This window comes from Phormidium sp. CCY1219, from assembly GCF_055795085.1.
The window spans coordinates 1-20,214 of the sequence record NZ_JAYFEQ010000482.1; the positions used below are offsets into that span (position 1 = coordinate 1).

14 protein-coding genes are annotated in these 20,214 nt (G+C 51.0%); 6 read left to right on the forward strand and 8 right to left on the reverse strand.

Features of this window, described 5'->3' with window-relative positions; genetic code table 11:
• Positions 1-70: 70 nt before the first annotated feature.
• On the forward strand, positions 71-1,060 hold the full coding sequence (locus AC0QH1_RS12405; protein WP_324631444.1) for a DUF1848 domain-containing protein: 990 nt from the start codon (positions 71-73) through the stop codon (positions 1,058-1,060).
• A 354-nt stretch (positions 1,061-1,414) separates the two neighbouring features.
• Positions 1,415-2,434, forward strand: coding sequence for an SGNH/GDSL hydrolase family protein (locus AC0QH1_RS12410; RefSeq protein ID WP_324631446.1), 1,020 nt, complete (start codon positions 1,415-1,417; stop codon positions 2,432-2,434).
• A gap of 79 nt (positions 2,435-2,513) precedes the next feature.
• Here the strand turns inward: AC0QH1_RS12410 and thiD are convergent, their stop codons facing one another.
• The 5 genes from thiD to AC0QH1_RS12435 all read right to left on the reverse strand — a co-directional run bounded on the left by thiD (position 2,514) and on the right by AC0QH1_RS12435 (position 6,225).
• Positions 2,514-3,353 (reverse strand): bifunctional hydroxymethylpyrimidine kinase/phosphomethylpyrimidine kinase, encoded by an 840-nt coding sequence (gene thiD, locus AC0QH1_RS12415; RefSeq protein WP_324631447.1) that lies wholly within the window; start codon positions 3,351-3,353, stop codon positions 2,514-2,516.
• Between the two features lie 13 nt (positions 3,354-3,366).
• Positions 3,367-3,573, reverse strand: coding sequence for a hypothetical protein (locus AC0QH1_RS12420; protein ID WP_324631448.1), 207 nt, complete (start codon positions 3,571-3,573; stop codon positions 3,367-3,369).
• 4 nt (positions 3,574-3,577) lie between these two features.
• Positions 3,578-4,855: a cell division protein FtsZ gene (gene ftsZ, locus AC0QH1_RS12425; protein WP_324631449.1), complete on the reverse strand. Its 1,278-nt coding sequence runs from the start codon at positions 4,853-4,855 to the stop codon at positions 3,578-3,580.
• 220 nt (positions 4,856-5,075) lie between these two features.
• Positions 5,076-5,882, reverse strand: a complete 807-nt coding sequence (locus AC0QH1_RS12430; protein ID WP_324631450.1) for a cell division protein FtsQ/DivIB — start codon at positions 5,880-5,882, stop codon at positions 5,076-5,078.
• Positions 5,883-6,087: 205 nt separating this feature from the next.
• Positions 6,088-6,225, reverse strand: coding sequence for a hypothetical protein (locus tag AC0QH1_RS12435; RefSeq protein ID WP_324631451.1), 138 nt, complete (start codon positions 6,223-6,225; stop codon positions 6,088-6,090).
• A gap of 138 nt (positions 6,226-6,363) precedes the next feature.
• Between AC0QH1_RS12435 and AC0QH1_RS12440 the strand changes: the two genes are divergently transcribed.
• Positions 6,364-7,743 carry a P-loop NTPase fold protein gene (locus AC0QH1_RS12440; protein WP_324631452.1) on the forward strand — a complete coding sequence of 460 codons (1,380 nt, stop codon included), beginning with the start codon at positions 6,364-6,366 and terminating at the stop codon, positions 7,741-7,743.
• Positions 7,744-8,744: 1,001 nt separating this feature from the next.
• Here the strand turns inward: AC0QH1_RS12440 and AC0QH1_RS12445 are convergent.
• Positions 8,745-8,954 (reverse strand): hypothetical protein, encoded by a 210-nt coding sequence (locus AC0QH1_RS12445; protein ID WP_324631453.1) that lies wholly within the window; start codon positions 8,952-8,954, stop codon positions 8,745-8,747.
• Between the two features lie 690 nt (positions 8,955-9,644).
• On the opposite strand from AC0QH1_RS12445, the gene AC0QH1_RS12450 reads away from it, so the two are divergent.
• From AC0QH1_RS12450 to AC0QH1_RS12460, 3 genes are all read left to right on the forward strand, one after another.
• Positions 9,645-14,852, forward strand: a complete 5,208-nt coding sequence (locus AC0QH1_RS12450) for a WD40 domain-containing protein (protein ID WP_324631455.1) — start codon at positions 9,645-9,647, stop codon at positions 14,850-14,852.
• A gap of 101 nt (positions 14,853-14,953) precedes the next feature.
• A complete protein-coding gene (locus AC0QH1_RS12455) occupies positions 14,954-15,322 on the forward strand; it encodes a DUF1823 family protein (protein ID WP_324631456.1) in 369 nt (122 codons plus the stop codon).
• A 623-nt stretch (positions 15,323-15,945) separates the two neighbouring features.
• Positions 15,946-16,752 carry a TPM domain-containing protein gene (locus AC0QH1_RS12460; protein WP_324631457.1) on the forward strand — a complete coding sequence of 269 codons (807 nt, stop codon included), beginning with the start codon at positions 15,946-15,948 and terminating at the stop codon, positions 16,750-16,752.
• 59 nt (positions 16,753-16,811) lie between these two features.
• Here the strand turns inward: AC0QH1_RS12460 and AC0QH1_RS12465 are convergent, their stop codons facing one another.
• Both AC0QH1_RS12465 and AC0QH1_RS12470 read right to left on the reverse strand, forming a co-directional pair.
• On the reverse strand, positions 16,812-18,392 hold the full coding sequence (locus tag AC0QH1_RS12465; RefSeq protein WP_324631458.1) for a WD40 repeat domain-containing protein: 1,581 nt from the start codon (positions 18,390-18,392) through the stop codon (positions 16,812-16,814).
• Positions 18,393-18,808: 416 nt separating this feature from the next.
• The gene (locus tag AC0QH1_RS12470; RefSeq protein ID WP_324631459.1) at positions 18,809-19,069 is read right to left on the reverse strand and encodes a DUF4212 domain-containing protein; all 261 of its coding nucleotides are present in this window, start codon (positions 19,067-19,069) and stop codon (positions 18,809-18,811) included.
• Positions 19,070-20,214: the final 1,145 nt, after the last annotated feature.

Consider the following 20,214-nt stretch of genomic DNA (forward strand, 5'->3'; position numbering starts at 1 on the left):
GGGCGAATTCCTCCCCATACATAAATGACAGGGGTTTCCATTCGCCCCCCTTACCAACCCCTAATTTTCGATGAAAATGATTAGCGCCAGTCGTCGGAGTGATATTCCCGCATTCTACTCCAAGTGGTTCCTCAACCGGATTCACGCTGGGTTCTGTCACTGGCTTAACCCCTTCAGCAGCAAGGTGTACCGCGTCTCGCTGTTACCAGAGGACTGTTTGGCGATCGCTTTTTGGACTCGCAACCCGAAACCCCTACTCCCACACCTGGATTTCCTACACCAGCAGGGTTATTGCTTTTACTTTCACTTCACGATTATCGGTTATCCAAAAATCATAGAAAGCCACAATCCGCCCCTGGAGGTATCCATCCAAACGTTCCAAGAATTGTCCCGGCGTCTTTCTCCCGATCGCGTGCAGTGGCGCTACGACCCCATTGTACTTAGCGACGCGACCCCGCCCTCTTATCACTTAGAACGATTCGACCTCCTCACTCGCCAGCTAGAAGGCTATACCCGACGCTGCTATTTTTCATTTGTTGACTTTTACGGCAAAACAGAACGCAACCTCGGTAAAGTTGCCCAAACGCATGGCGTAAAGTTTCAGCGCCCTTCCCTAGACGAAAAACGCTCACTGGTTGAGCAACTACGCGAGATTGCCAAACCCCGAGGAATCAAGTTATATTCCTGCTGCGAAGATGCGTTAATTGTGGAAGGTTTGGAAAAAGCGCATTGTATCGATATCGATATTATTAGAATGCTCAGATCCGATTCCGACCTGCGCCTCAAATCTGCCCCCACGCGCCAAGACTGTGGCTGTGTAGAATCAGTGGATATTGCTGCCTATGACACCTGTATTTTTGGCTGTAGCTATTGCTATGCCACCAATAAGCGTGACACGGCTTTAAAGCGATATCGCAGCCACGATCCGGAAGATACCGTACTGTGGAGACCCCCCAAACTACGCGGTGTCGATCTGACGACAAAAGAGCCAAAACCGAAGCAGCAGAAGAAAGTGAGGTCTGTTTCTCCTGTAGGAATTCAAAAAAGCCTGTTTGATTAAACATGCCCCGCGATCTCCCTTTGCTTCTGTGCCACTTTTTGCCCGCCCTACAGCGCGATCGCCCTTTAAATCTCTGTTGCCAAACAAGGGGTTTATCTCAGAGAGCGGGCAAAGTCTTTGGCTTTATTACCACAAATCTCTTCATTTGTCTACTCCCAATAGATTGGGTTTGAAAATCGCTGAAATTGCGGCAGCTCACCCGAAAAGCAGAATCACCTCTCCCCTGCCTCTCAGAATTTCCAACTCGGGCAAGATGACGATTATTCCCTTACCGTGAAAAAATTTACCTAGTCTCTCCCCGTTTGCGTGCAATTTAGGGGAGGGTAACATGTGATTTTATTGTAGAGGTAAGAGATGAATAGAAGTCAAAGAAAATTTACCCGGCCAAAAAACATTTTAGCAGCAAGTGGAGTTGTCCTGCTATCTTTTTTGTTTCCCCTTTCGGCAAGGGCTGCCAGTTTTAGCGAGATGTATGTATTCGGCGACAGCCTCTCCGATACGGGTAATTTATTTGAACAGACTGAGGGGCAAATTCCACCCAGTCCGCCTTACTTTAACGGACGTTTTTCTAATGGCCCGGTTTGGGTAGAATATCTAGCAGAGGATCTGAATTTAAGCGTTAATCCGCAAACAAATTTTGCCTATGGTGGTGCGACAACAGGAGAAACGAACGTTACTGTATCTCAGGCACCGGGATTGCTAGCCCAGATCGATAGCTTTACGAATCCCCCTGCATCCCTCGATCCCAACGCTCTTTATATTGTATGGGCCGGACCCAATGATTATCTGAATGCGGGCGTTACCGACCCCAGTCAATCCGTGGCTAATTTATCCACCGCGATCGCTTCTCTTGCCAATGATAAAGCCAAAAATTTCTTAGTCCCTAACCTGCCGGATTTGGGCAGTCTACCGCGCACGAAAAATACAGAAGTTTCCGATTCCCTGAATGACTTGACTCGGCTTCATAATGCAGGTTTAGCGGGGACGCTTAACAGTTTGGAGAATACTCTCCCTACGGATGTCAAGCTGACAAGTTTTGACGTGAATGCAATCTTCGATCGCCTTTTGAACGATCCGGCAAGTTTAGGGTTCACAAACGTCACCGAACCTTGCTTGAACTCACAGACGGGGGTTGCGTGCGATAATCCGAGTGAGTATGCATTTTGGGATGACATCCATCCCACCACAGCCTCGCACGAGAACCTGGGAGAATTCGCCTTTATGGCCCTGGAGAAGGAAGAACCCGCATCGGTTCCGGAACCTTTTTCTGGTATGGCAATATTAGGCTTCGGCGTCTTCGGTGCGGGTGCGATGCGCGATCGCAAACGCAAGCAAGTTCGCGCAATCCCACAAGAGGTTTCCGCGAAGGAGTAGGGTTTAGAGGAACCGAAAAATCAACTGTTTTCATGTCGGATCCCTACTTTTTCGCAGGGGCACCGTCAGCCGGAAATTGTCAAAGGGGTTTGAGATTAGCCGAGGTTTCCTGCAGGGGGAAGAAATGACCCAGCGGGCCTTGTCCGCCGCCTATACTTAAGGCGGCGTGCAGTGCCGAAGTGACGTAAGCTTTCGCACGGTTCGCTGCAGACCAACGATCGCACCCCAAGGACAAATTCGCAGCGATCGCCGCCGACAAGGTGCATCCGGTACCGTGAGTATTCTTTGTATCGACTCGCGCGGTTTTCAAGGTTTCCAGGCGATCGCCGTCGAACCACACATCCACACCGCACAATTCCCCGGCCATCCCCCCGCCTTTCACCAACACTGCTGGCACCCCCAACTGATGGATCCGTTGCGCCGCCGAGCGCATATCATCCAAAGTGTGAATTGTCAAGCCGCTGAGAATTTGAGCCTCATAGCGGTTGGGGGTGGCGATCGCCGCCAATGGCAGCAGGGATTCGCGCAACATCGCGATCGCCCCATCGTCGATTAACTGCGCCCCCGCCCGGGACACCATCACCGGATCCACCACCAGATTCGGCAACTGTAGCGCCTCCACCTGTTGCGCCACCGTCTGAATAATCTCCCGGTTCAGGAGCATGCCCGTCTTCACCGCTTGCACGCCAATATCCTTGACAACAGAATCAATTTGTGCTATGACCGCTGTCGGTGGCAGAGCATCCACCCGCGCCACCCCCAAGGTATTTTGCGACGTCACACAAGTGAGGGCGCTGGTGCCGTGGACACAGTGAAAAGCAAAGGTTTTCAAATCCGCCTGGATCCCCGCGCCGCCACCGCTATCCGAACCAGCGATCGTCAGCGCCACGGGAGGAGTTGAGAAAGCATTGACAGTCATTTGCGGATTGCTCCTACAGGATGCCGCTGTTGGCCAGCAGCAAGTTGTCAAACAAAAAAACAGACGTCAGGGTTGGGATTAGCGGGGAGAAAGCGATCGTGAAAAAACAACGGGCGATCGCCGCATCGCCCGTATTGCCCAAATATCCATCCTGCCCCAAAACCCAAGCCAAAACACCAGCCACCCCATTCGCGATCGGCCCAAAGGGGCGAACAGCCACTCCCCTAACGCGGAGGACGCCGCCGTTGGAGAAAATCGGGAATATCCAAACCCGGACCTTTCGGACGAGGTTCCGGAGTCGGAGTCGGCGGTGGAGTTGCGGCAGGTCTGCTTGGCGTCGGACGTTGAGGTTGGGGAACCGGCGTAACTCTAGCCGCCGGAGAGACACTTTGCGGTTCGGTAGAAAATCCAGTCGCAATCACCGTAATGCGGATTTCGCCTTGCAATCGTTCGTCAATCACCGCCCCGAAAATAATATTCGCGTTCGGATCCACCACTTCATAAACCGTTTCCGCCGCCGCATTCACCTCATGCAACGTCAGATCCGTACCGCCGGTAATATTAAACACGACCCCTTTCGCCCCTTCAATAGAAGATTCCAGTAACGGCGAAGAAATCGCCGCCAAAGCCGCTTCCCGGGCGCGAGACTTACCCGACCCCACACCAATCCCCATCAGAGCGGATCCGGCATCCGCCATCACCGCCCGCACGTCAGCGAAATCCACATTCACCAGACCCGGAATCGTAATGATATCCGAGATGCCCTGAACCCCCTGACGGAGGATATCATCCGCCACGCGGAACGCCTCTTGCACCGGCGTTTGTTCCGAAATCACCGACAGCAGCTTATCGTTCGGGATCGTGATTAAAGTATCCACGCGACTTTGCAGCGCCGCGATCCCTTCATCAGCTTGAGTCGTGCGACGACGACCCTCAAAAGTAAACGGACGAGTGATGACCCCGACGGTTAGCGCGCCCACCTCCTTAGCCGCTTCGGCCACAATGGGAGCGGCTCCCGTACCCGTACCACCGCCCATACCGGCGGTAATAAACACCAAGTCAGATTGTTCTAAAGCTTGAGTAATCTCATCGCGAGATTCCTCCGCCGCCTTCTGACCGATCGCCGGATTGCCGCCCGCGCCCAAACCGCGTGTCAATTTTTGACCGATTTGCAGGCGTTTGGTCGCAGAAGACTGCGCTAACGCTTGGGCATCGGTATTGACGCCCCAGAATTCGACGCCCGAGACTTCGCTCGCAATCATGCGGTTGACGGCATTGCACCCACCGCCGCCGACGCCAATCACTTTAATTTTGGCTACACTACTCGGCACAATATCGTTACTCCTGGATTCTTCCCCGGGGAGCCGGTTATCGCGATTCTGACCCAATATTAACCCTGTGTTGTTAAACGGATTGGAGTTGTCCACTGCCAAGGGAAATCCTGATTGTTCTTCAGAATGAGGGCTTTCATTTCCAACCCCTAGTTTACTATTAAGTGTCATTGGTATTGGGAATATTGAAATACAACTTCTAAATTTAAGGCAGTTCAAGGTCAACTATAGGCTAAGTTGTCCGAGAACACCAACCATACCAGTAAGAAATGCTGACAATTTGTCAAGGGGGGTCTGACCTTCCCGCCTGCCCCTGCCGGATCCAGGTGGCTCCAGCACCCTTGGCATGGGGCTGCATCCGCGCGGGCGTCGCGGATGCGCCAAGGGACAATTATCGGCGTTGCAAAGAAGGAGAATCCGGATCGCTCAGGTCAATGTAGGCAATCTGCCCCGGATCGATCCGATCCGGCAGTTGCCGCATTTGCGCCAACACATTGAGTTGAGTGGCAAAGCGAGAGCCGTAAGGACCGAGATGCACCGGTCCGATTTCGGTTTTCAAAATTAAATTGCTCGGATCTTGCCAATCGATCTCGTGAATTTTCAGCGGCGTCTGACGAATCGCGCGATAAACCTCAGCCCAGTAAGGGCGGTACTCCGCTGGATTGCCGATCGCCTTGAGCGACGGCAGTTGCAGACTGGTTTCGATCGCCGTATAGCTCTCTAGGGGCATCCACACCCCATTTTCATCGAGCAACCCCACCCTCGACTCGGTAGAGAGCGATTCGGATGCCGAATTGCCGTAGGTGGCGATCGCCACCGGATAGCGCTCTTGCACCTCCACCCTCAGTTGAGGCGGAAATAACTGACGCGACACCCGAGCCATCGCGATCGGGCCGGATGACTCCAACGCCTCAGCTAACGCTTGCGGGCGGACTTCTAACAGAAATTGCGGATAAGATAACGGCACCAGGGACCGAATCGCCTGCGCCGAGAGCAATTGATTACCGACGATCGCCACCTGAGTCGGTTGGCGAATCACCCATCCCGGTAATGTGGTTGCCCAAATCAATCCTCCCGTCAGCGCGCTCACCGCCAACAATTGCCAACTGCGCTGAAACGCTTTTATCCGGGCGTTGCGCCGCAACTGACGACGGCGACGCGCTAATTCAGACTGAGAGACTGATTGGATGGTACCCATCTTTACCTCTCATTTATGCTAATTACAGCTCATCATACGGTGTTTAAACATTAATCCTGGTTTATCGTCATCTCCCTAACCAATGGGTTGGGAGTCGATCTCTATCTCCACCAACCAAACGCGATCGCACTGATCTAGGATGAACATTTTTGCTCAAAAATCACACAGGGCGATCGCCCCATCTTTCTTTCAAAACGCTAAAGCTCTATTTTACCGTTACCTGACGCCCCAAACCTCCACGGGAGCAATGCCCTTGCAACTCGCTTTGCAGACGCTTCGGCTTCGCCACCCCAGCTTGTTGGCGATCGATGCGCCATCCACTGGAAAATCCTTCTGGTATCATCCGGGCATCCGGGCGCGATCCCTGCTTAATGTATTTATGCCTGAGTTTGTCGAGAAACCTATCACCATCAGCAGGTTTCGAGATCTCAGAGCCACCTATACTTGACAAGGAAAACGCCATTTGGGAGTTTAGACGCCGATGAAATTAGATTTACCGCGATTTTTTAAAGCCTGTAACCCAAGCAAAACCCTCGACATGAGCAATCAGGAGGATCGGCAATACTATATCGATTTTTCCTCGGTCCGAGGAGGCAACATCATTCGCGAATTGGGACGCACCATCTCTTTGCTGTCTGGAGATGAGCCGACTTGCCAACTCTTTACCGGACATATCGGTTGCGGAAAGTCCACCGAGCTGTTCCGCCTCAAAAAAGAGTTAGAAGAACAAGGATTTCACGTGGTCTATTTCGAATCTTCCCATGATTTGGATATGGCTGATGTGGATATCACTGAAATCTTGCTCAGCATTGCTCGTCAGGTCTCCGAAAGCTTGGAAGAGTCTCAAATCACTCTGCAACCCAAACATGGCTTTAAGGATTTACTCCAAGGTGCCGCTGAGATGTTGCAAACTCCTATCGAACTGACCGGCGAAGCCTCGATTCCCGGTGTTGGCACGTTTAATGCCAGTTCCGAGGGAGAATTCGGCTTTTCCCTTCCCGGCGGGATTGGCTCGATTACCGCGAAAGCCAAACATAGCCCCAAACTGCGCCATCAACTGCGACAATATCTCGAACCCCGAACAAATAATATTTTAGAAGCAATTAATACTGAGTTACTCGAACCGGCCAATGAGTTGCTTAAGCAGCAAGGAAAAACCGGTCTGGTGGTTATTGTGGATAATCTCGACCGGGTTGACAGTTCTCGCAAACCCTCGGGTCGCACTCAACCAGAATATTTATTTGTCGATCGCGGCGAACAACTGCGGAAACTCAGTTGCCATATGGTTTACACTATTCCTCTGGCTCTGATTTTCTCGAACGATCTCGGCAGATTGAGTTCTCGCTTTGGCGTTAAACCAAAAGTGTTGCCAATGGTTCCAGTTCACTCTCGCGATGGCAATATGTTTGACAAGGGCATGAATCTGCTCAGACAAATGGTCCTCGCCCGCGCTTTTCCTTATGTGGCACCCACTGAACGTCTCAGTCTAATCGATTTCGTCTTCGATACCCCAGAAACTTTGGATCGTCTTTGTTGTGTCAGTGGCGGCCACGTGCGGAATTTACTCGGTTTGCTTTATAGCTGTTTGCAACAACAAGACCCGCCTTTCTCTCGTCAGTGTCTCGAAAATGTGATTAAGGAATACCGCGATGACCTGATTGCTGCTATTACTGATGATGAGTGGGAATTATTGTTCCAAGCGTTGCAACAGGGCAGTGTCCGGGGAGATGAAGATTATCAAATTTTGCTGCGAAGCATGTTTTTATTTGAATACCGCGATCGCGATGGCCGCTGGTATTGGATTAATCCGGCTTTGGCAGAAGCCGCTAAGTTTAAAACTTGGCAAACCCGTCAGGGTTGAGGGTTGAATATTAACCCCTCTTTTCGGCTTTGGCGTCTGAAAAAATCCTCAGAATACTTCTTCAATCCGCGCTTTGGCAAAACCGTTATTTTGCCCTCTCTCTCATATGGCGCGTCTTCTCTCCCCATCCCCATCCTCCCCCCCCAATTCTTTCCCCCGAAAAGTCTTTAACTGTGGGGATATTTTTGCTACCTCGTTCGGGCAGTTATTATCCCCTCGTGGCACGCTTTTTAACGCCACGAGGGGCTTGCCAATTCGACAATCCAGGCGTTACTAGCATCAGCAGCTGCTATTTCCGGTTGTTTTTACAACAAACAAACCCTTTATATCCACTTATTGAAACGTTTTTGGCAAATTTTATCACCTTTTTTCCCCTCCATTCATACAGTCTGGTAAATTTATTCACTCCATTGAAATATACACTAACAAAATCGGCGAAATAAGGAAATTTGTACCAGACAAAATCTCCCGGAACCCGCTTAGAAATTCGCCCCTGGTAAAATTTTCACCTTCCTAACGACGATCGCCGCCAGCCTCCACCAGATATCCGCTTGAAAACTTAGCTTAACAATCCGAGGGTTTTCCCTTGTAAGTTCCCCCTTGGGGAATCATAATGAACTCAGTAAACAAACGGGAAAAATTCGCGGATTTCCGATGATGTGGCGGAATTTGCTCCCGGTTGAGGGGGATAAGCCTATCCCCGGATAGAAGACAAAGCGGTTAAAGTGTAGTAAAAACAAAGCCCCGGGAGGGTTAATCCCCAGGGGGATTTTCAAATCATTGAGGTAGAACAACAACGAACTGATTCCCCACAGGGGCAGGGAATGACACCGCACAGTTAGCAAAAATATGCAAGTATCCCCCGCGATCGCCCCATAAAACTGGCACAGACTTACATCCCCCTGCTGCCCCTAAAGCCACCCCAGACGACGATCTGCCTCTCCCAAACTGGCGGCGGCGGTTCGCCCCCTATTCAGGGTTAAAATTTCCCCTCTTGATTGTCACGCTTCCCGCCCTAAATCCGCCCTTTCAATCTCCCCAGAATGCAAAGAGAGAAAGGCATTTTTAACGAAACGCGGTTTTTCCCAAATTGCGGCAACAATTTCTCCAAAATCGCGTCTGATTGTCCCGAATAAATGTCGAATAGCCATCCCTGAATAACCTGATTTTTGGGTCAAAATTTTATCTGACGAAAAAGTAATATTGCACAATTGTGACGGCTGAACAACTGGCTCTTTTATTCATCCAATGGCGAACTTTCTCGGTACCATCAAACCATAATCTCAACCAAGTATCCTGCGATCCAACTCGATCCGATGTTGACCAATGAAGTGTTGACGACCTGGAATTCATATTCCAATCAATCCGTGAAAAGCCGTAAATTGTATTGCAGAAAAGCCGAGGATAATTTTTTGTAAAATTAACGCTTCTATTATAATATGGATGACAAAAGGAAACTGAAAAAATGCAATGGAGAGACAAAATTCGCACCATAGCCAAGACGAGCAATATGAAAAGCAGGGTTCGGATTGAACCGTTGAACATTAGTAAGGGAGGCTGTTTGCCAACCAAGCTCGCTCGTGGAATGGCGCAACTGGGCCATCTTCAATCAGAGCCTATCTGGCTGTGTCAATAAGGATGAAACGACCGAAGCCAGGATAAAACTGCTCCAGAGGTTTGACGATTGGATCTAAAACGCGCTCGAGAATCCACCTCCATTTGAACTCGGGAGAGAAATTCAAGACAAGCGACGATCGCAGTCAAATCGGGAGCCAAGATCCGCCAGCACAGTAGTTAGCTGTCAAGCGGAATTTTACAATCTGCAACACTTTAGGTGTCCCACAGCACGGTTCGGGGATCGCAAAGCTTGGAACTCAGATGCTAAGAATGGCACGAAAGTGATGGCAACAGTAAAATACCATAACGAACAAGGGTGCTGGTTTGGTAATAATTTGGCTTTTGTGCAAAGCAGAACAACAGAAGAGATGACAGACCCGCACCGACCTAATGAGATAGCCATTTATAACGATCGCTCCTTGCAAACCACAATCAGAGCGATCGCCTTGTCCCAAGGGCACTTTTCTCTGATTTTGGTGCGGTGCAACTATACCGCTTTGCAAGCCCAAATGGTCGCTCGCCTCAAACAACTGTGTCGAGAGGATCCCAAATTGCGCCAGAATTCTCTGGTGTCTGTGGTTCTACCGCCCACCGCCACCAGCCTTTACACCCCCATTCGCGAAGCCCTCTCGGATAAAGCGCCCTCAGCCGTAATAATATTTGGCTTAGACTCGGCGATCGCCATCCCCCAGCTACTCGCTTCGAGCAATCAAGTCCGCGATGAGTTTCGCAAAAACTTTCCCTTCCCCCTCGTCTTGTGGGTCACCGAAGAAGTCTTAGCCTCCCTGATTCGCTTTGCACCGGACTTCAAAAGCTGGGCGGCGACCTCGATTAAATTTGAAATGCCCACGCAGCGCTTGCTCGAACTACTCGAGCGAGAAGCCCGGGACCTGTTAGAACGACTGTTATTGACCCTGAGCGCAGAAAGTGGATACCAGTGGTGTCACCCCTCCCCCACCGCCGCGCGCAAAGAAATCGAATCGGCACTCAAAGATTTGCACAGTCGTGGCGTCATCCTGGATCCCGACTTAGAAGCCAGCGTGCAGTTCGTCTTAGGGCGAGATGATTTTTGCCGCGATCGCCTCGATAGCGCCTTCACCCACTATCAACACAGCCTGAGAATTTGGCAGCCGAGAGCCGAACGCGAACTGGCTGAGCTCTCCCCCCAACCCCCGGAAGAGACGCAAAATCTGGCGTCTTACCCCTCGCGCTGGGGCATCTTACTATTTCACCTCGCCCTACTCCATTGTCGCAATGCACAATTACATCAAGCCCAAAGCCAACAACATTGGCAACAAGCGCGAAATTGCCTGCAACAGTGCATCGACATTTTTGTGCCGCAGCAACAGCCCTCTCCGGTGGCGAATTTTCTCCCCCTGCTGTGCGAAGTGCTGACCCATTTAGAACAGTGGGACGAACTGCAACAACAGGCGGAAAAAGGCTTGCACCTGCATCAACACCAGCCGGTGCAGTTAGCCCGCGACTATGGATTTTTGGCGCAAGTGGCACAGGCTCGCCATCAGTGGAATCCGAGCCAGGAATTCGCTCAATCCGCCATTGAAACCTTAGCGGCGGCACCTATCCCCCAGCGACAGGATCGGGGGTTGTATCTTTATTTGCTGGCGCGCGCAATGGTGAAAGATGCCGCTTCTCGGGATACCTCGATCCGTCGATCGCCCAAACGCCCGGGGGCGCGATCGCAACTCCTTCCCTCCCAAGACGTCATTTCTATCCTTCATCTGGCTCGGGTGGAGGCGGATCCGGCGCGGGATCCGCAACTTTACCTCTCCATTCTCAAGCTGCTGCGATCGCTTTACTTCGACGCACAAAACTATCTCGAAGCCTTTCACATTAAACTCGAACTGCGGGCGATCGAAACTCTCTACGGGTTCCGCGCTTTCATTGGCGCGGGTTTGCTGCAACCGCAAACTGCTTCCCCCAACGACCCCAAACCGTCTTTTCCCCCACCTCAATTTGCCTGGGACGATGCTCCCGCACCCCCACAAGTTCTCGCCGCCGCCGGTCGTCAGCAAGATGTGGAACGCTTGCTAGAACGGATGAATCGTGCGGATAAAAAGCTGACCATTCTTTATGGAGATTCCGGGGTCGGAAAGTCCTCTTTGGTTCATGCAGGTCTGGTTCCGGCCCTGCAAAGACGTTCCCTGGGCGATCGCATCGCTTTGCCGATTATCGTTCGCTCTTACACCGATTGGATGGGAACCCTCTCCCGCGACCTCCAGGAAGCGGTGCGCCTCTCTTTTCCCGCTTTGGCAGAGTCCCCCCCCCATGACGATAGCCCCTCCGAGTCTGAATCTACCGCCTCGGCGGCGATCGCTCAATTGCGTGGCCACATCGACCGCAATCTGATCGTGGTCCTCATTTTCGACCAATTTGAAGAATTCTTTTTTGTCAACAAATCCCCACAAAAAAGACGGGAATTTTATGACTTTTTGAAAACCTGCCTCGACATTCCCTTTGTCAAGGTTATCCTCTCGTTACGAACGGACTTTTTATATTATCTCCTCGAATGCGAACGATTTTGCGAACTCGATGCCATTAATAACGACATCCTCAGCAAAGAAATTCGCTATCATCTGGCCGACTTTTCGCAAGACCAAGCCCGGGAAGTCATTAACACCTTGACCGAACGCTCTCAATTTTACTTAGAAAGCGAATTAATTGATGCATTGGTCAAGGATTTAGCTAGCGAAATGGGACAGGTCAGACCGATTGAACTACAGCTCGTCGGTGCCCAATTACAAGATGAAGAAGAACCCATTACCACCCTGGAACGCTATCAGCAACTCGGCGCAAACCCAAAAGAAATCTTAATCGGACGTTCCCTAGTACAAGTGGTTCGCGATTGCGGTCCGCAACAGGAAAAAAATGCGTGGGAACTCCTGTACGGTCTGACGGATGAAAAAAACACCCGCCCGCTGAAAACCAAAGAAGAATTAGCCACCGCCGCCAACATGCAAGGTGATAAACTAGACTCCATCTTGCAAATCCTCGAAGGAGCTGGTCTGGTCTTTACCCATCGGGAAGAATCCGGCGATCGCTATCAACTCGTCCACGATTATCTCGTTTACCCGGTTCGTCAAAAATACGAAACAGACTTTGGGCCAGAAGCTCGTTTGCTCAAAGCGGAAGAAGCCAAAAAAATGACTCAAGTAGAACTGGAAAAAAGCAATCAAATCCTCAAGAACCAACGGGGATGGCTGGCTTTTGCGGTATTCCTACTCGCTATAGCTGGAACCTTTGCCCTGGTCAAAAAAGAACAGGCCAATATCAGCGTGGAAAACGCTCAAATTACTGCCATTAGTGCCTCCAGCGAAGCCCTGTTTGTTTCCAATCGAGAATTTGATGCCCTGATGGAAAGTTTGCGCGCGTGGCGAGAACTCAAACAGGCCCAAAACCCGGATGCGGAAACTAAAATTCGCGTCATCGCTGCTCTCCAACAAGCCGTGTATGGCGTGAAAGAACGCAATCGCCTGGAAGGTCATGGCGCAGAAGTGTGGAGCGTCAATTTCTCCCCAGATGGCGAATTAATCGTTTCCGGGGGCAACGACAATAAGGTGCAACTCTGGAATCGCAACGGCAAAAAACGCGCTACGTTTGTAGACCCTTCTTTGCCTGAGGAAGATGGCATCAGTCACGCCCAAGAAGTCACCAGTGTTAGCTTTTCTCCCAACAGTCAGCTCATTGCTTCCGCCAGTCGCGATCGCACGGTTAAACTCTGGCACCGAGATGGTACCCTTCTCCACACCCTCACCGGCCATCAAAATAGCGTCTATAGCGTCAGTTTCTCCCCGGATGGCAAATTGGTGGCTTCCGCCAGTCACGACAAAACTATCAAACTCTGGCGTACCTCGGACGGCAGTTTGGTCAATACGTTGGTCGGTCACGGGGAGTCGGTTAACTGGGTTACGTTTAGTCCGGATGGGGCGTTCATCGCTTCGGCTTCCGATGACAAAACGGTGAAACTCTGGCGACGAGATGGCACCCTGGCGAGAACTTTCCCGCCACACGAGGATTGGGTGACGGTGGTCGTTTTTAGTCCCGATGGCACTCATCTGGTCTCTGCTGGCGTAGATCGCACCATCCGCGTCACTCCCCTGAATGGCACTGGGGTCAAAAGTTGGAAAGCTCACGAGGATATGGTGTTTAGTCTCAGTTTCAGTCCGGATGGGGAGTTTTTTGCCTCTGCTTCTGATGACAATACGATTAAACTCTGGAAACTCGATGGTACCCTGGTCAAAACCCTCCAGGGTCACAGCGGTCGCGTCACTACTGTGAATTTTAGTCCCGATGGCACCACGTTGGCTTCTGCTAGTTTTGATAAAACGGTCCGCCTCTGGAGACTCAAGGATAAGGATCGGTTTTTGAAGATGTTGGCCGGCCAGGCGGGACACCAGTCTCGCGTCACTAGCGTGAGTTTTTCCCCGGATGGAGAATCGATCGCTTCGGGAAGTTGGGACAATACGGTGAAACTCTGGCATCCAGATGGAACTGGCGATGCGGAGGAGGTGATGACGTTAAGCGGGCCTGAGGGTCATACCGGTCGCGTGTTTCGGGTGAGTTTCTCTCCGGTGGACCCGTTGATTGCTTCCGCATCTCAAGATTGTACGGTGAAAATTTGGAGCAGTCGCGATGGACGACTGTTGAAAACGTTGGTGGATCCTAGTTTGGGGGATGCGGTGGCTTCGGAGGACTGCGGTTCGCTTCAAAGTCACAGCGATCGCATCTATGCGGTGAGTTTTTCTCCGGACGGTCAGTACATTGCTTCGGGTTCTCGCGATCGCACGGTGAAAATTTGGCGCTTGGATGGCACTTTAGTCAAAACTCTCGAAGGTCACGGCGATCGCGTCAATAGTGTGGCGTTCTCTCCCCGTGGAAATTTGCTCGCTTCCGCATCGGACGATCGCACGGTTAAACTCTGGAGTCTTGATGGTCGCTTGCTGCAAACTTTGGCCGGATCTAACCCCCATCAATCCTACGTCACTAGCGTGACTTTCTCTCCTGACGGTCAGTTGGTGGCTTCGGCAAGTTGGGACAATACGGTGAAAATCTGGAACCTGGACGGGACTTTGGCTAAAACCCTTTTGCAAGGCTATAGCGATAGTGTGGAAAGCGTGACGTTTTCTCCCGATGGTCGTCTCCTCGCTTCGGCAAGTTGGGATAATACGGTAAAACTTTGGAGTCTCAAAGACGGAACCCTACTCAAAACCCTCCAAGGTCATACCTCTGGGGTCCTCGATGTCACCTTTAGTCCCGATGGTAAAACTATTGCTTCGGCGGGGGATGACCATGCGGTGATTCTCTGGAATCTGGATCTGGAGGATTTAACCCGCCGCGCTTGTACTTGGTTGCACGATTATCTGCAATACTCGAATAATATCAGCAGTCGCGATCGCACCCTTTGCGAGGAAACTCTCAAGGAACAACGGTTTCAAAACAATTCTTCCCCAAATCCCCTGGAAGAACTGTTTTGACCCGGGTGGCGATCGCCCCCTCCCGGCGTTTGGGGAACCCTCAATTCCCCTCTGCCTCGACTCGCTTTTTCATCTAAACTATCCATTCTCTTCTCTGACTGATGTCCGATTTACCCCCTCTCAATACCGATACCCTCTGGGATATTATTCACGATAAAATTGACGATGCCACTACCAATCATTTGGTCTGGCATTATTTGGGCTATCGCTATGATGACTCTACTCAAACCTGGGACGCCACTCAGGTAGACCCTGCTTGGCGCGAGGCTTATCCAGAACCTCCGGATTTTATCGCCAGCCGACCGGCAACCGTTAAATTAACTCGCTCTATTCCTAAAGAAAATAAGCAGTTGCTCAAAGAACAGTTGGGCTTTACCGGCTATAAAGTGGGCGAATTGGTTCCCCGTCTCACCCGTCGCGCAACAATGGTGAATTGGTTGTTAAGTTATTTAAAAGACAATTCCCAGTAACCCGCTGATAACCGTTTATCGCCCGGTTTGACCTCCTTTATATCCCGTTTTCCCAGGCGTCAGCCTGGGAAACCATATCAGCCAAAACCATACCAATCTTGCCTCAATTTTAACTCGATTATTCTCCTATTTGGAAACAAAAATAATCCAACTAAATAAAACTTAGGGAGATGGCATAGCCCTGTGTTAATTGTAGGGTGCGTTACCCCCCCAAAGCTAATAAATGGGCAAACTGTACGATAGTCTTGGGGGGTAACGCACCCACGCAATATAGCTGATTAAAATCCGAATAAGGGTAACAATTTAATATGCAATTTAGGTGAAAAATTGTAGGAGAGAGGGCAGTGGAATGGTGCGGGAAAACTTGAGTATTTGTACTTAGGTGAGTTTGGCGATCGCGCGTCTAGGGATGAGCTAGCCAGTCTTGCGGGTCTCGCCGCATCCCTAATTTGCAGGGGGAGGAAATTTGAGGGAATTGCGATTGACGGGGTTGGCGCTGGATGCGTAATATTAAGGGAAGGTAAAAACTGTAAACAATTATTAAGTTTCTGAGGGAACGGCGTTCAACCCCGTTAAGCAACACCACTCCCGAGAGCAAACCCGAAACTGTTATAGAGCCTGAAATGCAAAAGCTATTCTCCAAAAGACTGCTAATATCGGTCGCCGCCTTGCTTCTGAGTGTAGTCACTTGGGCGATCGCGCCAAATCCTGCCGGTGCTTACGAGAACCCGGATTTACTCCCCGAGGTGCAAACCCCCATCATCGACCTGGCGAACTCCCTAACCAACGTTCAAAAAGAAAACCTCATCCAAGAACTCGAGGACTTTGAAGCCGAAACCGGCTGGAAACTGCGGGTCTTAACCCAATACGATCGCACCCCGGGTCGTGCGGTGAAAGACTACTGGGGTCTCAACGATCGCAGCGTGTTGATGATTGCCGACCCTCGGGGAGGCAACCTGCTGGGGTTCAATGTCGGCGACGAACTCTATCCCCTCCTCCCGCGCACCTTCTGGATCGAACTGCAAACCCGCTACGGCAATCAATTCTTCGTCCGCGATAACGGTGAAGACCAATCCATCCTGCAATCCTTGCACACCATCGAATCCTGTCTGCGTGAGGGGGGATGCCGCGTGGTGCCCGGATTGCCCCGGGAACAGTGGATCCTCACCCTGATCACCGCCACACTCGGTGGCATCGTCTTCGGATTTGCGGGTCAACCGCGCAAAGAAAGACAAGCCTTTTCCTGGCAATGGGCACTGATGTTCTCGCCACTGTGGGGAATTTTGTTTCTCGCCTTCGGCATCGGTCCGGTGGTCTCTCGTACCTCGGATTGGTTGCCACTGCTTCGCAATATCCTCGGGTTCCTCATTGGTGCCTTAGCGGCTTATCTGACCCCGATGTTGGGTCGCTCTTCGGCGTCGGAAACCTAACCCCAGGGGGAATGTGCAGATGAGAGGTGCGGGTTAAGCTGGAAGCGCCTCACCCCCCTTCACTCTCTGCTGGTTTCTACTCCGAAGCGGTTTTCCCATCCTGGTTGACGGTGACGGAATACGCTCAAGTTGAGGGTGGGACCTTCCGGTTTGACGGCGAAAACCAAGGTGGGATCGCCATGACCGGTCAGGGTTTTTTGTAGATCGCCGCTGTCAATATCCCACAGTTTGATCGTTTTTTCCATGCTGCCACTGGCCAGGGTTTTGCCATCTTCACTCATGGCCACGGCGCGCACTACCCCGGAATGGGCGGCGATCGCCCGCACTAAATTCCCCTGCCGCAAATCCCAAATTTTTACCATCCCATCTTGGGACCCACTGACGAGCATTTCCCCGTTAGGACTAATGGCCAGGGAAATCACGGCATCGCTATTCATCGGGAAACTACGAATCAATTGGCCGGTCTGTATGTCCCACAATTTGAGCTGTTTGTCAATTCCCCCACTGACCAAAAATTCTCGTTTCGGCCCGATGGCGATCGGTCGAATGGTGCCGGCATGGGCGGCAATGCTCTGGATCCGTTCGCCGCGATCGAGATTCCAAATGTTGATGCTGCCGTCATATCCGCCACTGACGAGCAATTCTCCATCTTCGCTGATGGCGATCGCGCTAACCCCACTGGTATGTCCGGGAAGGGTACGAACAAACTCTCCACTTCCCTTGTGCCATTCATTTAATGTCCGTTCCGTACTGCCACTGGCGAGGGGTTGCCCCCCACTACCAGCAGATTGCGGATAAAATGACCAGGAATGTCCGCCTAACGCTTGAGTTAATTCCCCATCCCTCAATTTCCACAGCTTGATGGTGCCGTCATAACTTCCGCTGGCGACGGTCTGTCCATCGGCACTAATCCCGACGGGATAAACGTAGCTGGAGGCTCCTTTGAGGATATGCAACCATTGCGAAGCACCCACTTGCGTTTTTTGCGATTGCACGTAGGCGGCGAGTCCACCGGCATAAAGCAATCGATCGAGGGTCACGCAAATGCGACGCTCTTCCCCGGCGATCGCCTCGGTGGGCAAAAAACCAGCTAAAATCACCGGGTACTCTTCTCTCGTCTCGACGATCGCTTCTGGGATCCAAATCAATGCCACCGCTGCATGATTTTCCATCTTTTCTCGCTCGAGAATCCACTCGAGCCGATCGCACCCACCTCCGATCGCGGCAACCTGCACCTTGATTTGGGGATTCTCTTCCAAGGCTAAACTGTCGTTAACTTGGCAGGTTAGTGCCGGTCGCGGATCCACCTGCAAGGTTAACCCTTCTACGCAATGGGCGATCGCTTCCACCCCTAACTGATGGCGCAAGCGATCGCGAAAAATTTCTCCTACTGGCACGGATTGCTCGCAATGCAGCACTTTCTTCCGACAAGTGGCGCGAATCTTTTTCAACCACCCATCGGAAACGGTGACCACTTCACTATGAAGCCCTTGGGTTTCGCAATGCAGCAGGTTGCTTCGATCCTGTTTTAGCCGTTTTACAAAATCCGCTTGTTGGAATTTCAGCGGGGTCGTCCAGTCCATCAGTCGCTTTTCTCGCTCTCCCCAAAATTTTACAGTGTTGCTTTGATTCCCATCCATCCGACTCCAGATCCAGGCGTCGGCGATCGCCGGATTGGTATTGCGTTAACCTTACACCCCGAATGAAAAATGGGCGATTTTTCGCTTCGCCCATCCCTCGCGCTGAGTTTCCTACCCCTGTTAATCCAGATGGTCTTGGTCCATTTCTTCCAGCGCTATGGGTTCGTCTCAGCCGCGATCTCAGCATGTCCACCATCGTCTGAATTTCGAGGGGCGGTGGCGGGGTCAGGCGCGACACGACCAAGGTCACTGCAAAGTTAATTACCATGCCCACGGTACCAATGCCTTCCGCAGAAATACCGAAAAACCACGGATCGAGTCCATAAAATTTTACGCTCAAAATGTAGCCAAAGGTAAAGATACAGAATAAATGAAATTAAAACAAATAGGGTGGTCCAAGCTTCTACGGACATAATCTAATCTCTCCGGTGGATGTCGTATTTGCGATCGAGTTTGTCCATTGCGATGGCATAAATGAAAATTAGCACCACAAACACATAAATTGACCCCTGCTGCGCTATCCAAAATCCCAAGGGGACTTGTCCAATCTGAAAGTTGTTCAGGGGTTCGACTAGCAAAATGCCGCAAATTAGGGACACGAATGCCCACACGAGTAACAGATTCCGAATTAAGGCTTTGTTGGCACGCCAATAGGCGCGTCTTTGCTCTCGATCCATAGTCGGGTCTCAATTCCACGGAATAAATGTCGTGTCATCAGCATACATGGCGGCTGTCTTTGGCGCTAGGGGGTCGGGATCGCTTTGACTTCCATCTGTCGGGCACCCACCGTCACTCCCGCAGGCAAGCGGGTGAGTGCGATCCCAGGTTGGCCAGTTTATCTTTTGTGCTTGCTTTTCTCCGCACTCCCTACCGGGGATCGTGGCGATCGCCCCGGTTTTTTACTCTGAAAATAGGCGCTCTTTCCTTTCTTCTCCCTGTTTGCTTTTCCTTTCATAAGTTTTAGTTGTATCCCCCATCGCCCTTTTTTATTGGAACCCATACAGGGCTAGCAAACATGGGATTTTTGCTTGGCAACAGTTTTGCGGTTACCATTAATACAATTGAGGTTCCGGAAACGGCACAAGGACCCCTCTGTGACCCACTCTAGAAATTGGCACCGGGTAATTTTACGGAAACAATCTCCGTATTATTACGGTAGTTAGCTGCACGCCGTGAGGACTCACCCAGCAGGCGATCGCAGTTTAAGGGCGATCTCAGTCACAGCTAGCCTACTCCCCTAGCGGCTATAACCCTTATAAGACAATAGTTGTGGGTCATGTTAAGAAATGTAAACAAAATTTTATGAAAAAATGTTGCAATCGCTTGATTTACCTGCTAAGGTGTGTATGGGGTAAGTCCGCTCTATGCTCTTATCTAGGAGATGTACCCACTATGCTCTACATCGATTCGGTTGGCTTGGTAACAGATTGATTCGAGGTGTGACCACCAGCTATGTTCTCCAATCCTTCTGTTTCAAGGCATTTTAAGGATGCCTGAGAAATTGCTGGGTTGATGTTTTTGAACGCCGGGAGAAACTTCGCGTCGGAAACTCAATCGCCTCTCCATCGTCTGGATACCCAAACCTATCGTTTGGCAAAAAATTCACGGACAACCCGTTTCGGGTATGTATAGAAGAAAGAGGTTCATTGGCAAAAATTGGTCAATTGTCATTGGTCATTGGTCATTGGTCAATAGTCAATAGTCATTGGTCATTGGTCAATAGTCATTGGTCATTGGTACTCCTTCAAAGGACAAAGAACAAATGACAAAGGACAAATGACAAACGACAAATAACCAACGACAAAATTACCGAGTTTGGTCT

Bases quoted from the DNA above. Each gene is read 5' to 3' on its own strand.
- AC0QH1_RS12405 (WP_324631444.1), top strand. From the start codon at position 71: ATGAAAATGATTAGCGCCAGTCGTCGGAGTGATATTCCCGCATTCTAC.
- AC0QH1_RS12410 (WP_324631446.1), top strand. From the start codon at position 1,415: ATGAATAGAAGTCAAAGAAAATTTACCCGGCCAAAAAACATTTTAGCA.
- thiD (WP_324631447.1), bottom strand. From the start codon at position 3,353: ATGACTGTCAATGCTTTCTCAACTCCTCCCGTGGCGCTGACGATCGCT.
- ftsZ (WP_324631449.1), bottom strand. From the start codon at position 4,855: ATGACACTTAATAGTAAACTAGGGGTTGGAAATGAAAGCCCTCATTCT.
- AC0QH1_RS12430 (WP_324631450.1), bottom strand. From the start codon at position 5,882: ATGGGTACCATCCAATCAGTCTCTCAGTCTGAATTAGCGCGTCGCCGT.
- AC0QH1_RS12435 (WP_324631451.1), bottom strand. From the start codon at position 6,225: ATGATACCAGAAGGATTTTCCAGTGGATGGCGCATCGATCGCCAACAA.
- AC0QH1_RS12440 (WP_324631452.1), top strand. From the start codon at position 6,364: ATGAAATTAGATTTACCGCGATTTTTTAAAGCCTGTAACCCAAGCAAA.
- AC0QH1_RS12450 (WP_324631455.1), top strand. From the start codon at position 9,645: ATGGCAACAGTAAAATACCATAACGAACAAGGGTGCTGGTTTGGTAAT.
- AC0QH1_RS12455 (WP_324631456.1), top strand. From the start codon at position 14,954: ATGTCCGATTTACCCCCTCTCAATACCGATACCCTCTGGGATATTATT.
- AC0QH1_RS12460 (WP_324631457.1), top strand. From the start codon at position 15,946: ATGCAAAAGCTATTCTCCAAAAGACTGCTAATATCGGTCGCCGCCTTG.
- AC0QH1_RS12465 (WP_324631458.1), bottom strand. From the start codon at position 18,392: ATGGATGGGAATCAAAGCAACACTGTAAAATTTTGGGGAGAGCGAGAA.
- AC0QH1_RS12470 (WP_324631459.1), bottom strand. From the start codon at position 19,069: ATGGATCGAGAGCAAAGACGCGCCTATTGGCGTGCCAACAAAGCCTTA.